This is a genomic window from Massilia sp. PWRC2 (assembly GCF_049896725.1).
Taxonomy (GTDB): Bacteria; Pseudomonadota; Gammaproteobacteria; order Burkholderiales; family Burkholderiaceae_D; genus JAFCUW01.
On sequence record NZ_JAFCUW010000009.1, the window covers coordinates 104,588 to 117,843 of the forward strand.

Here is a 13,256-nt window from a genome sequence, read left to right on the forward strand (position 1 = left end):
TGACAGCGGCGGTCCCTCCTTGACTCGATGGCGGCCGCCGTTGCCATTTTCCGAATGCTGCGCACATGACTGATTTACTCACCAACCCACCGCGCTTTGCCGCCGACTTCACCTGGGGCGTCGCCACCAGCGCCTTCCAGATCGAGGGCGCCGCCAGCGCCGACGGCAAAGGGCCTTCGATCTGGGACACCTTTTGCCGCCAGAGCGGCGCCATCACCGACGACAGCAACGGCGACATCGCCTGCGACCACTACCACCGCTTCGAAGAAGACGTCGACCTGATCGCGGCGATGGGTTTACGGGCCTACCGCTTTTCGATGGCCTGGTCACGCGTGCAGCCGAGCGGCTCCGGGCCGTGGAATGAAGCGGGCTTCGATTTCTACGCGCGCCTGCTCGACGCCCTGGCCGCGCGCGGCATCGAAGCGCACCTGACCCTGTATCACTGGGACTTGCCACAGGGTTTGCAGGACCAGGGCGGCTGGCTCGAACGGACCACCGCCTGCCATTTTGCCGACTACGCCGCCGAAGTGACGCGCCGCTTCGGCCACCGGCTCGCCAGCATTGCCACCCACAACGAGCCGTGGTGCAGCGCCAACCTCGGTTACGGCAACGCCCAGTTCGCGCCCGGCGTGGCCGATGCCGGCGCCGCCATCCAGGTCTCGCACCATCTGCTGCTCTCGCACGGACTGGCGATGACGGCCATGCGCGCCGTCTGCAAGCAGCTTGGCTGCAGCCCCAAACTGGGCATCGTCCTCAATCAATGGTGCGCCGACCCGGCCACCGACAGTGCCGCCGATATCGCCCTCGCCGCCCTCGAATATGCGCGCTCGGTCGAATGGTTCATGGATCCCCTGTTCAAGGGCCACTATCCGGCGCTGGCACTGCAGGCGCATGGCGAGCATGCACCGCAGGTGGCCGATGGCGACTTCGCCATCATCTGCCAGCCGCTCGATTTTTTGGGGGTCAATTATTATTTTCGTGCCTGGTGCAGCGCCGCCATCCCGCCGCTGCCGCCGCCAGCGCTGCTGGGCCGCACCGCCATGGGCTGGGAGATCTATCCGCAGGGACTGACCGAGCTGCTGTTAAAACTGCACCAGCAATACGCCCTGCCACCGGTTTATATTACCGAGAATGGCATGGCCAGCGCCGACCTGCTGCGCCACGGCGCCATTGACGATGTCGAACGGATCGAGTTTGTCGCCAGCCACCTGGCCGCGCTGAAGGCGGCCATCGATGGCGGCGTCAACGTCGCCGGTTATTTTTTATGGAGCCTGCTCGATAACTTCGAGTGGAATTCGGGCTATGCCAAGCGCTTCGGCATCGTCCATGTCGACTATGCCAGCCAGCGCCGCACACCGAAAGCGAGCGCGCGCTGGTACCGCGATTTCGTGGCACAGCAGCGCGCAGCGACCAACGGCGAGGATAACCATGAAAACGATGAAAACCATTAATACAATTCCCACCCAACGGCGCTCGCCCCTGCTGTGGGTCACCAGCGGCTACTTCACCATGGCGCTCGGCTACGTCATGCTCACCAGCGTGACGGCGATCATGTTCAAAAATCTGGGCATGGACAATGGCCGCGCCGCCCAGTATTCGAGCATGCTCATTCTCGCCTACACCATCAAGCCGCTGTTCGCACCCTTCGTCGAAATGTACCGCACCAAAAAATTCTTCGTGCTGTGCGCGCAGCTGTTGATGGGGGTCGGTTTTGCCGGCGTCGCCCTGGCGATGGCGCTGCCCGACTACATGGTGGTGCTGATGCCGCTGTTCTGGCTGATGTCCTTCATCGGCGCCACCCAGGACATCGCCAGCGATGGCGTCTACGTCACCTCGCTCGACCAGCGCACGCAGTCGCTGTACTGCGGCATCCAGAGCCTGTCGTGGAATATCGGCCCGATCGTCGCTTCCGGTGGCCTGGTCTACCTGAGCGGCTACCTGCATACGCACGTGTTTCACCACGATGCCGGCCGCTTCGGCCCCGACTGGATCGATGCGTGGCGGGTGGTGTTCGCCATCGTCGCCGTGGTCACCCTGCTGATGGCCGCCTGGCACGCCAAAGTCATGCCCGATGGCGCCCGCGCGCCGTCAACGCCGACCAGCGTGGCGGCGGCCGCGCGCATCCTGGGCGACTCCTTCGTCACCTTTTTTCAAAAACCGCAGGTGTGGCGCATGGTGGCCTTCGCTTTCCTGTTCAGGCTGAGCATCGGCTTGCTGGAAAAAATCGGCCCGTTCTTCATGGTCGACAGCGCCGCCCAAGGGGGACTGGGCATGTCGAATGAACTGCTGGGCCTGATCTACGGCACCTACGGCCTGGCGGCGGTGCTGCTCGGCTCGCTCCTCGGCGGCATTTTTGTGGCGCGACGGGGCTTGCAACCGACCCTGTTCCTGCTGTGCTGCGCCGTGAATATCCCCAACGTCACCTTTTTGCTCATGAGTATCTGGCGGCCCGACAGCCTGCTGTTGATCAGCGCCGGCGTGATCATTGAGAAATTCTTTTTTGGCTTCGGTTCGGTCGGCTTCATGATTTACTTGATGCAGCAACTGGCGCCCGGCAAGTACATGACCACCCACTACGCCTTCGGTACCGGGCTGATGGGCCTGTGCGGCATGGTCACCGGCGTCATCAGCGGCCACCTCGAGCAGCGCCTCGGCTACGTCGGTTACTTCACATTCGTGATGGTGGCCACCATCCCCTCCTTCCTGGCGTGCTGGTATGCGCCGTTTAATATTGCGGAAGAAACCAGACCGGCACAGGCCCGACCGGCCTGAAAAAATCCGCTTGCAATCGGCGGCAAACAATTTAAGATATATCTCACTGCGATATATCTTAAGGAGTTTGCCATGGTCCTGTCCTTCGACCATCACCACCGTTTTCATGGTCCCCACCATGGCGGCCACCGCCACGCTCACGGCGGCGGCCCCGGCCGCGGTCCGAAAATGTTCGACGCCGGCGCCATGCGCTTCGCCGTGCTGCACCTGATTGCCGAAAAGCCCCGCCACGGTTACGAGCTGATCAAGGAAATCGAAGCGCTGGCCGGCGGCGCCTATGCCCCCAGCCCGGGCGCCATCTATCCACTGCTGGCCATGCTGCTCGACATGGGGCAGATCGACAGCACCCAGGATGGCAACAAGAAGTTGCACGCCATCACCGATGACGGCCGCGCCTTCCTCGCTGAAAACCGCCAGCTGGTCGATGCCGTGCTGGCGCGCCTGCGCAATCCCGGTGACGGGCACGACGATGCGCGTGCGCTGATGCATGCGCTCAAACAGGCCGTCATTGACAGCTACCGCGCCGCGCCCGACGACGCCGGGCGGCACGCGCAGATCCGCGCGATCTTGCAGCGCGCTACCATCGACATCGAGGGGCTGGCGTAATGGCGGCCGTCCTGACGGCGCGGCGCGAAACCATGCTGTTGTGGTTGCTCGCGCTGACGCAATTTACCGTCATCATGGATTTCATGGTGATGATGCCGCTCTCCCCCCAGCTGATGCGGGCCTTTGATGTGGGGCCGGCCGCCATCTCGGGGGCGGTATCGGCATATGCCTGGTGCGCCGGTCTGTCGGGCCTGTTTGCCGCCACCTACATCGACCGCTTTTCGCGCAAGCGCCTGATGCTGGCCATGTTTTGCCTGTTCACCATCTCCAACCTGGGCTGCGCGCTGGCGCCCACCTTTCATACGCTGGTGCTGGCACGGGCGTTTGCCGGCCTGACCGGCGGCGTGCTGTCGTCGATCACCATGGCGATCATCGCCGACGTCATTCCGCCCGAACGGCGCGGCGCTGCCACCGGCATCGTCATGACTTCGTTCGGCATGGCCGCCGTTGCCGGGGTGCCGGCCGGCGTCATGCTGGGCGCCCATTACAACTGGTCGGCACCGTTCCTGCTGCTGGTGTTAATGTCGGTGCTGATCTGGTGCGCCGCTGCCGTCATCCTGCCGCGCCTGGACGGCCACCTGGCCAATGGCGTGCGCCCCGTGCGCGAGATCTTGCCGGACCTGCTGGGCCTGTTCAAGGTACAGCGCCAGCGCGACGCTTTTTTACTTTCCGGCGTCAACATGCTCGGTTCGATGATGATCATCCCTTTTATTGCCCCCACGCTGGTGGGCAACCTCGGCGTGCAGCCGGTCGACATGACCTGGGTCTACCTGTGCGGCGGCGCCGCCACGCTGGCCAGCGCGCGCTGGCTGGGGCGGCTGGCCGACCGCGTCGGCGCGCTGACGATGTTTCGCATCGCCATCGCCTGGTCGATCGTGCCGGCCCTGCTGCTGACCCACCTGGTGCCGCTGCCGATGGCGCTGATCATCGGCAGCTTCGTGCTGTTCATGACGTCCATGTCGGCGCGCAATATTCCAATGCAAGCGCTCTTGACGACCATTCCCGCGCCCTCGCAACGGGGCGCTTTCCTCAGCGTCAATTCGGCGATCCAGCAACTGGGTACGGGCCTCGGTGCCTGGATCGGCGGCCAGTTCCTGGTCACCGACAGCGCTGGCCACATCGCCAACTATGGCGTCAATGGCGTGCTGGCGGCAGCGCTGGCGGTGGTCTCGTCGCTGTGGGTGCTGCGCCTGCGGCAAACGCCTGCCGCTTACCAAGCGATCACGCCTCGTGAAATTCCTCGGCCGTGACAAACAGGTCCCAGCAGGCCAGGAACAGGGCCGCCACTACCGGGCCGATCACAAAACCGTTCAGGCCAAACAGGGCCATGCCACCGACGGTCGAGAGCAGTACGACGTAATCGGGCATCTTGGTGTCCTTGCCGACCAATAAGGGGCGCAGCAGGTTGTCGACCAGGCCGATGACCAGCACGCCAAACACGCTCAAGGCCACGCCCTGCCAGATGGCGCCGCTGGCGAGAAAATACACCGCCACCGGTACCCACACGATGGCGGCGCCAACGGCCGGCAGCAGCGACAGGAACGCCATCAGGGTGCCCCACAGGACTGCCCCCTGCACGCCGAGAAACCAGAAGGCCAGGCCACCCAGCGCCCCCTGGGCAATGGCAACGAGTACATTGCCCTTGACGGTGGCGCGGATCACGGTGGTGAAATTGGCGAACAGCCGCTGCTTGTACTTGCGGCTGAGCGGCACGGCGGCCTTGATCCGGCCGACCAGTGCGTGGCCGTCGCGCATCAGGAAAAACAGCAAATACAACATGATGAACAGGCTGACCAGAAAATCGAAGGTGTAGCTGCCCACGTACAGGGCCTGGGTCGCCACCACCTGGCTGAGCTGCGCGGCGACGGCGGTGATTTTTTTCTCGATGGTGACCAGCGAAGTGAGCTCAAAACGCTCGAGCAGGCCGATCGCCCACTGCGGCAACACCGCCATCACGCGGGTGAACGACGACCCCACGCTGAGCTCGCCAGATTTCACCAGGTCGACCACGTGGGCGGCCTGGTTGGCCAGCGACACCGCCACCAGCGACAGCGGCAGGATGACGATGACGACGATCAGGAACAGGGTGATCAAGGACGCCAGATTGTGCCGTTGAGCAGTTTTCTTGAGCAGCCAGCGGTACACGGGGGCGAACAGAATCGCCAGCACCACGCCCCAGAAGACGGCGCCGGCAAACGGCGCCAGCACCCAGAAAAAGCCGATGGTGACCAGCACCAGCAGGGACAGAAAAGTTTTTTGGTGGAGAGAATATTGGTGCATGGGAGCGCGCGCAAAGTGGGGGTTGTCGCATCATAAACGATCGTCCGCAACGCTTGCGCACCAGAAGTGCTGGTACCACCAATTGCGGCCAGCGCAATCGTCCGCTTGCACACGATGGTGACAGGCACTCTGCGGTACCATTTCCAGCATTGCCCCGCTGAGCGCCATTCGGGGTCCGCAAGCGCAATGGGTGAGTCGGTGATTGGCAGGTCGCAGTGGCCCGACGAAGGCCATTTACGCGGCGCGTGTCGGGCTGGTCAGGCACACTGAGAGAACGACGCAGGACAGTAAAACGCGCACGGCAACTGCCGAAGCACAAAGTTATCCAGTTCAAGCAAGGGCGAAGCGGGGGTCCAGTAGACAGCACTGCGGCACTGCAGCGCTGCAGCGCTGCAGCGCTGCAACCTGCATCGTCTGCGACCAAGCGGTTCAAGCTTGACGCTATTGCTTGCTCAGGCAAACTTCGAAAAATCCGGCTTTCGCTTTTCAAAAAATGCCGTAAACGCTTCTTTCGCTTCGGGCGCGCGCAGCATGGCGCTAAACAGCTCGATCTCGGCCGCAATCGCCACCTCGATGCCGGCCTGCAAAGGCTGCTTCATCAGGCTCTTGGTGGCACGCACCGAGGCTGCAGGCAGGGCCACCAGCTTGGCTGCCTGGGCCATCGCGTAGGCCAGCAGTTCCTCGGCCGGCAGTACCTTTGACAGCATGCCCATGGCCAGCGCGTCGGCGGCGCTAAACGATTCGCCCAGCAGCAGTTTTTCGGCAGCGCGCGGATACCCGGCCACGGCCGGGAACAGCACCGAGGAGGCAAATTCGGGGCACAGGCCCAATTGCGCGAACGGCATGCTGAACTTGGCGTTGTCGGCGGCGTAGACCATGTCGCAGTGCATCAGCATGGTGGTGCCGATGCCGATGGCGGCGCCCGAGACGGCGGCGATGACGGGTTTGCTGCAACCGGCCAGCGCGCGCATGAACTGGTAGACCGGGCGCGCGGCGTCCGGCTTGCCGCCGGCGGGGGCGTTCTTCATGAAATCTTCGAGGTCGTTACCGGCCGTGAAAATCTCCGGCTTGCCGGTGAAAACGATGGCGCGCACGGCGCTGTCGGTGTCGGCGGCGACCAGCGCATCGGCCATGGTCTGGTACATGGCGCCGGTGATGGCGTTTTTGCGTTCGGGGCGATTAAAGGCAATAGTGAGGATGCCGTCGGCTTGGTGGGTCAGGATGTCCATCGGGGTCCTTGCGTGCGGTGGGGGAGTTCAAGAGGGGGGCAGGCACCCATGGCGCCCGTCCCCGTGCTGCTTACACGCGTTCAAAAATACCGGCAGCGCCCATGCCGGTGCCAACGCACATGGTCACCATGCCGTACTTGAGGTTGTTACGACGCAGCGCGTGCACCACGGTGGCGGCGCGGATGGCGCCGGTGGCGCCCAGCGGGTGGCCCAGTGCAATGGCGCCGCCCATCGGATTGACCTTGGATGGATCGAGACCGAGGTCGCCGATCACCGCCAGCGCCTGCGCGGCAAACGCTTCGTTCAATTCGATCCAGTCGAGCTGGTCCTGGGTAATGCCGGCGGCGGCGCAGGCGGCCGGAATGGCGAACTTCGGACCGATGCCCATGATCTCCGGCGGCACGCCCTTGACGGCAAACGATGAAAATTTGGCCAGCGGCGTCAGGTTATGCTCGCGCAGGATTTTTTCCGACACCAGGATCAGGGCGCCAGCGCCATCCGACATTTGCGAACTGTTGGCGGCGGTGACGGAACCCTTGGCGGCAAACACCGGTTTGAGTTTGCCCAGCGAGGCCAGGGTCGAATCGGCGCGCGCGCCTTCGTCGGTATCGACCAGGCGCGTGTGGATGTCGATCTGGCCAGTGGCCAGGTTCGGCGTGCGCGTGATGATCTCGACCGGCGTGGTCTCGTCCTTGAAGAAGCCGGCCTGCTGGGCGGCGATGGCGCGGCGGTGCGATTCGACAGCGAAGGCGTCTTGCGCTTCGCGCGAGATGTTCCACTGGGTGGCGACTTTTTCCGCCGTCAAGCCCATGCCGTAGGCCATGCCGATGTTGTCGTCGCTAAACATATTCATGTTCATCGATGGGTGGTGGCCCATCATCGGCACCATCGACATCGATTCGACGCCACCGGCGATCATGACGTCGGCTTCACCGACGCGGATGCGGTCGGCGGCCATGGCAATGGCGGTGATGCCCGAGGCGCAATAACGGTTGACGGTGACGCCGCCCACCGTTTTCGGCAGGCCGGCCAGCAGCACCGCCATGCGGGCAATATTAAAGCCCTGCTCCGCTTCCGGGAACGAGCAGCCGATGATGGCGTCGGTGATCAGGGCCGGGTCGAGGCCGGGCGCCTGCGCCATCGCGCTTTGCAGCACGCGCACCAGCAAATCGTCCGGACGGGTGGTCTTGAACATGCCGCGCGGCGCCTTGCCGATCGGGGTGCGGGTGGCGGCGACGATGTAAGCGTCTTGAAGTTGTTTGGTCATTTTCGTCTCTCTGTTCTGATCAAGCGCTTAATTGCGGACTGGCTTACCGGTCTGCATCATGCCCATGATCCGTTCCTGCGATTTCGGGTGGTTGAGCAGCTCAAGGAAGGCCTTGCATTCCATGTCCAGCAGCCACTGCTCGTTGACCACACTGCCCTGGTCGACATCGCCGCCGGTGACGATGGTGGCGATCATCTCGCCGAGCTTGAAGTCGTGCGCCGAAATAAAGCCGCCGTCGCGCATATTGACCAGCTGCGCCTTGATGGTGGCCAGGCCATAGCAGCCCGTCACGGTGATCGGCTTTTGCAGCGGTGGACGGTAGCCGGCGTCAAACATGGCGCGCGCTTCGACCTTGGCCACGTGCAGCAGTTCATAGGCATTGAAGACGATGACGTCGTCTTCTTTCAGGTAACCCATCGCTTTCGCTTCCAGCGCCGATTTGGACACATTGGCCATGGCGGCATTGGTAAAGCCGGTTTTCAGGAAGTGCAGGATGTCGCTGCCTTTGGCCTCCATCGAGGCGCGCGCAGCGGCTTCCTTCAAGCCGCCGCCGGCCGGGATCAGGCCCACGCCCACTTCGACCAGGCCGATATACGACTCGATCGACGCCACCCGTTTGGAGGCGTGCAGCGCCATTTCGCAACCACCGCCCAGCGCCAGCCCGGCCACGGCGGCGACCACCGGCACGTTCGAATATTTCATCCCCATGAAGGCATTTTGCAGCGCCTTGATGCCCGGCTCCATCGCCTTGGCGCCACCCTGCATGAACAGCGGCAGGGCCGCCTGCAGATCGGCGCCAGCGGAAAACGCGCCGCCTTCGGCCGCATCGGTATTCCAGATCACCAGGCCCTTGAAGTTCTTGGCCGCTTCTTCCTGCGCCATTTTCAGGCCATTGATGACGCCTTCGCCGATCACGTGCATCTTGGTTTTCAGGGAGATGACGAGGACCTCGTCTTGCATGTGCCAGATGCGTACCGATTCATCTTCAAAGAAGGTCACGCCGGCAGTCTTGCCGTCGATCGCCCTGGTGCCGAACATGGGGGCGCGGAAGGCCTGGCGGTCGTACACGGCCAGGGTCGAACGGGGCACGAAGGTGTCTTTCGACACCGAGTAGGAACCCGCTTCGGTATGCACGCCGCCTGCTTCGGCAACCGCGCCGCTGGTGACCCACGCCGGCAATGGCGTGTTGGTCAGTGCGCGGCCTGCGGCGATGTCTTCGCTGATCCAGGTGGCGATCTGCTGCCAGCCGCTGGCCTGCCAGGTTTCAAACGGGCCGACGTTCCAGCCAAACCCCCAGCGCATGGCGAAATCGATGTCGCGCGCATTGTCGGCGATCGAACCGGCGTGCACGGCGATGTAGTGAAAGGCGTCGCGGAAGATCGCCCACAGGAACTGCCCCTGTGGATTGGTCGACTCGCGCAGGGCCTTAAATTTTTTGACCGGGTCTTTTTCTTTGAGGATGCGGCCAATGATGTCGGCCGCCTTGCCGCCGCCGGTGACGTAGTCGCCGGTCGCAAAGTCGAGACGTAAAATATCCTTGCCAACCTTTTTGTAAAAGCCGGCACCGGTTTTTTGGCCGAGGGCGCCGGCGGCGACCAGTTTGGCCAGCACGTCCGGGGTTTTATACAGCGCGAAAAACGGGTCGTCCTGCAGGGTGTCCTGCATGGTCTTGATGACGTGGCCCATGGTGTCGAGACCGACGACGTCGGCGGTGCGGAAGGTGCCCGACTTGGCGCGACCGAGCTTGGCGCCGGTCAGGTCATCGACGACGTCGACCGACAGGCCGAATTTTTCCGCTTCGTGGATGGTCGCCAGCATGCCGAAGATACCGACGCGGTTGGCGATGAAGTTCGGCGTGTCCTTGGCGCGCACGACGCCCTTGCCCAGGGTGGTGGTCAGGAAGCCTTCGAGCTGGTCGACGATGGCGGCGCTGGTCGAGGCGGTCGGGATGATCTCGACCAGGTGCATATAGCGCGGCGGGTTAAAAAAGTGCACGCCGCAGAAACGTGCTTTCAGGGCGTCGTCGAAACCGTCGGCCAGCGCGGTGATCGACAGGCCCGACGTGTTCGACGCAAAAATGGCGTTGGGGGCGATGTGCGGCGCGACCTTTTTGTACAGGTCGTGTTTCCAGTCCATGCGCTCGGCGATGGCTTCGATGATCAGGTCGCAGCCGGCCAGCAGGTCGAGGTTGTCGTCGTAATTGGCGACCTCGATCAGGGCAGCGTCGTCGCGGTTACCGAGCGGCGCCGGGCTGAGTTTTTTCAGGTTCTCGATGGCGCGCAGGACGATGCCGTTTTTCGGCCCTTCCTTCGCTGGCAGATCGAACAGCACAACCGGGACTTTCGCATTGATGCAGTGGGCGGCGATTTGCGCGCCCATCACACCGGCGCCCAGCACGGCGACTTTTTTGACAATAAAATGGCTCATGAATGTCTCTCGATTTTTTTAGTTAGAACAGGTCAGCATCGAGCGCCAGCAGATTGGCGGCGCCCGAACGGGCCTGGCGAATGAGCATCGCGGTTTCTGGATACAGGCGGCCGAAGTAAAAGCGCGAGGTGGCCAGCTTGGCCTTGTAAAAATTGTCGCCCGAATCTTCCTTGGCCAGCGCGATCTTCGCCATCTGGGCAAAGAAGTAGCTGTAGACCAGGTGGCCGACCACGCGCAGGTACGGCACGCAGGCCGCGCCCACTTCGTCGGGGTTCTGGAACGCTTTCATGCCGATTTCCATGGTCAATTTCGTGACCTTGTCGCCCAGCTCGCCCAGTGGCGTGATGAACTCGGACATCGCTTCATCGGTGCCATTGTCTTCGACGAAGGCCTTGATTTTTTCGCCGAACTTGCGCAGCTTGGCGCCGTTGTCCATCAAGATTTTGCGGCCCAGCAGGTCGAGCGACTGGATGGTGTTGGTGCCCTCGTAAATCATGTTGATGCGGGCGTCGCGCACGTACTGCTCCATGCCCCATTCGGCGATGTAGCCGTGGCCGCCGTACACCTGCATCGCTTCGGAGGTGGCGATCCAGCCATTGTCGGTAATGAAGGCCTTGATGATGGGGGTCAGCAGGGCCACTTCATCGGCCGCTTCCTTGCGCACATCGGCGTCCGGGTGGTGCAGTTCGCGGTCGATCTGCAGCGCCACGTAGGAGGAAAACGCGCGCGCGCCCTCGGCATACGCTTTGGCCGTCAACAGCATGCGGCGTACATCGGGATGGACGATGATCGGATCGGCCGGTTTGTCGGGCGCTTTGGGGCCGGACAGGCTGCGCATCTGGATGCGGTCGCGGGCATACACCAGGGCGTTTTGATACGCCACTTCGGTCAGGCCCAGCGACTGCATGCCAACGCCCAGGCGGGCCGCGTTCATGAACACGAACATGGCATTGAGACCCTTGTTGGGCTCGCCGATAATCCAGGCCTTGGCCGAATCGAGGTTCATCTGGCAGGTGGAGTTGCCGTGGATGCCCATTTTTTCTTCGATGGCGCCGCAGGTGATGGGATTGCGCGCGCCGACGCTGCCGTCTTCATTGGGCAGGAACTTCGGCACGACAAACAGCGAAATACCTTTCGAGCCTTCCGGCGCGCCAGGCACACGGGCCAGTACCAGGTGGACGATGTTGGCAGCCATGTCGTGTTCGCCGGCCGAAATGAAGATTTTTGAGCCGGTGATCAGCCACGAGCCGTCATCCTGCGGCAGCGCTTTCGAGCGCAGCATGCCGAGGTCGGTGCCGCAATGGGCTTCGGTCAGGCACATGGTGCCGGTCCATTCGCCGGAGACCAGCTTTGGCAGGTACAGTTTTTTCTGCTGCTCGGTGCCGTGTTCGCGCAGGCACTCGTAGGCGCCGTGCGACAGGCCGGGGTACATGGTCCAGGCCTGGTTGGACGAGTTGAGCATTTCGTAGAACGAGTTGTTGAGCACCACCGGCAAGCCCTGGCCGCCGTATTCGGGATCGCAGGCCAGCGCGGCCCAGCCGCCATCGACGTACTTCTGGTAGGCGTCCTTAAAACCCTTGGGGGTGGTCACCGACTTGCTGGCGGCATCGTAATGGCAGCCTTCGCGGTCACCCGAATGGTTCAGCGGGAACAGCACTTCCTGGGTGAATTTGGCGCCCTCTTCCAGCACCTGGTTGATGATGTCGGCGTCGACATCTTCAAATTTGGGGATGGCCTTGAGTTCTTCGGTGACGTTGAACATTTCGTGCAGCACGAACTGCATGTCCCTGAGTGGCGCGATGTATTGACCCATGGTGTTTCTCCTGACAAGGTGGAATTTGACGAATGATGTAAGTACAAAAAATTCGGTACAGCGATACTACCTGCAGGGCGCAGTGGGCGCCTGCATTGTTACGGCTTGCCGGCGTCGGCAAGGTCGGCAGCGACGGCCGGCTGGTCACGGTAATTTTCAATCAGCCGCTCAAAACCGCGGCGGCAGCGCTCGACACTGCCGGGCATGCGCAGGAAGCGGGCATCGTGGTGCAGGGCCAGGATCAGGCCATACATTTCATAGACCAGCTGGGCGGCATCGGTATCGGCCTGCAAATCGCCGACGCTGATCGCTTGCTCGGTACAGCGCAGCAGCGCGCCCTGCCAGGCGCGCACCATGGCGACGAGCTCTTCGCGGATGGGCCCCTGGCGGTCGTCGTACTCGACGGCGCCACTGATATAAATGCAACCCGAGGCAATTTCGACGCTGACCCGCTTGACCCAGCGGGCGAACATCGAACGCAGGCGCGGCAAGCCGCGTGGCTCTTGCACGCTGGGAAAAAACACTTCCTGCTCGAAGCGCGCGTGGTACAGCTTCAATACTTCGATCTGCAAGTCTTCACGCGAGCCAAAGTGCGCGAACACCCCCGACTTGCTCATGTTCATCTTGTCCGCGAGCAAGCCGATGGTCAGACCCTCGAGCCCTTCCCGGCTGGCCAGGTCGAGCGCCACGTCGAGGATGGCGGCCCGGGTCAACTCGCCCTTGCGCATGAATTTGACTGAAGTATTGATAATTTACCTACAAAGTGGAATAGTAAGACGCTGCCGAAAAAATCCGAACGCTCGTACTATTATCCAGGCAGCGGTAAATGTCAAACTGGAACTTAGAAGGGCGATTCTATTTA

10 protein-coding genes are annotated in these 13,256 nt (G+C 62.6%); 4 read left to right on the forward strand and 6 right to left on the reverse strand.

Translation table 11 applies throughout. The annotated features are described in order from the left end of the window. Positions 1–65 precede the first annotated feature (65 nt). The 4 genes from ACP7BZ_RS17540 (at position 66) to ACP7BZ_RS17555 (ending at position 4,628) form a co-directional block, all read left to right on the forward strand. Positions 66–1,451, forward strand: coding sequence for a GH1 family beta-glucosidase (locus ACP7BZ_RS17540; RefSeq protein WP_426115494.1), 1,386 nt, complete (start codon positions 66–68; stop codon positions 1,449–1,451). Next, positions 1,429–2,772 carry an MFS transporter gene (locus tag ACP7BZ_RS17545; protein ID WP_426115496.1) on the forward strand — a complete coding sequence of 448 codons (1,344 nt, stop codon included), beginning with the start codon at positions 1,429–1,431 and terminating at the stop codon, positions 2,770–2,772. Before ACP7BZ_RS17540 ends, ACP7BZ_RS17545 begins: the two co-directional genes overlap by 23 nt. 72 nt (positions 2,773–2,844) lie before the next feature. Further along, entirely contained in the window at positions 2,845–3,378 is a 534-nt protein-coding gene (locus ACP7BZ_RS17550) for a PadR family transcriptional regulator (protein ID WP_426115498.1), read from the forward strand. Then, on the forward strand, positions 3,378–4,628 hold the full coding sequence (locus ACP7BZ_RS17555; RefSeq protein WP_426115500.1) for an MFS transporter: 1,251 nt from the start codon (positions 3,378–3,380) through the stop codon (positions 4,626–4,628). Before ACP7BZ_RS17550 ends, ACP7BZ_RS17555 begins: the two co-directional genes overlap by 1 nt. Here ACP7BZ_RS17555 and ACP7BZ_RS17560 read toward each other — a convergent pair. The 6 genes from ACP7BZ_RS17560 to ACP7BZ_RS17585 all read right to left on the reverse strand — a co-directional run bounded on the left by ACP7BZ_RS17560 (position 4,600) and on the right by ACP7BZ_RS17585 (position 13,122). Further along, positions 4,600–5,658 carry an AI-2E family transporter gene (locus ACP7BZ_RS17560; protein WP_426115502.1) on the reverse strand — a complete coding sequence of 353 codons (1,059 nt, stop codon included), beginning with the start codon at positions 5,656–5,658 and terminating at the stop codon, positions 4,600–4,602. The two genes, ACP7BZ_RS17555 and ACP7BZ_RS17560, sit on opposite strands and share 29 nt — an antisense overlap. 452 nt (positions 5,659–6,110) lie before the next feature. Then, positions 6,111–6,887 carry an enoyl-CoA hydratase gene (locus ACP7BZ_RS17565; RefSeq protein WP_426115504.1) on the reverse strand — a complete coding sequence of 259 codons (777 nt, stop codon included), beginning with the start codon at positions 6,885–6,887 and terminating at the stop codon, positions 6,111–6,113. Positions 6,888–6,957: 70 nt separating this feature from the next. Then, on the reverse strand, positions 6,958–8,154 hold the full coding sequence (locus tag ACP7BZ_RS17570; RefSeq protein ID WP_426115506.1) for an acetyl-CoA C-acyltransferase: 1,197 nt from the start codon (positions 8,152–8,154) through the stop codon (positions 6,958–6,960). A 27-nt stretch (positions 8,155–8,181) separates the two neighbouring features. Next, entirely contained in the window at positions 8,182–10,581 is a 2,400-nt protein-coding gene (locus tag ACP7BZ_RS17575) for a 3-hydroxyacyl-CoA dehydrogenase/enoyl-CoA hydratase family protein (protein ID WP_426115508.1), read from the reverse strand. A 22-nt stretch (positions 10,582–10,603) separates the two neighbouring features. Next, positions 10,604–12,394, reverse strand: a complete 1,791-nt coding sequence (locus tag ACP7BZ_RS17580; RefSeq protein WP_426115510.1) for an acyl-CoA dehydrogenase C-terminal domain-containing protein — start codon at positions 12,392–12,394, stop codon at positions 10,604–10,606. Positions 12,395–12,492: 98 nt separating this feature from the next. Next, complete coding sequence (locus ACP7BZ_RS17585) at positions 12,493–13,122, reverse strand: TetR/AcrR family transcriptional regulator (RefSeq protein WP_426115512.1); 630 nt, start codon at positions 13,120–13,122, stop codon at positions 12,493–12,495. Between the last annotated feature and the right edge of the window lie 134 nt (positions 13,123–13,256).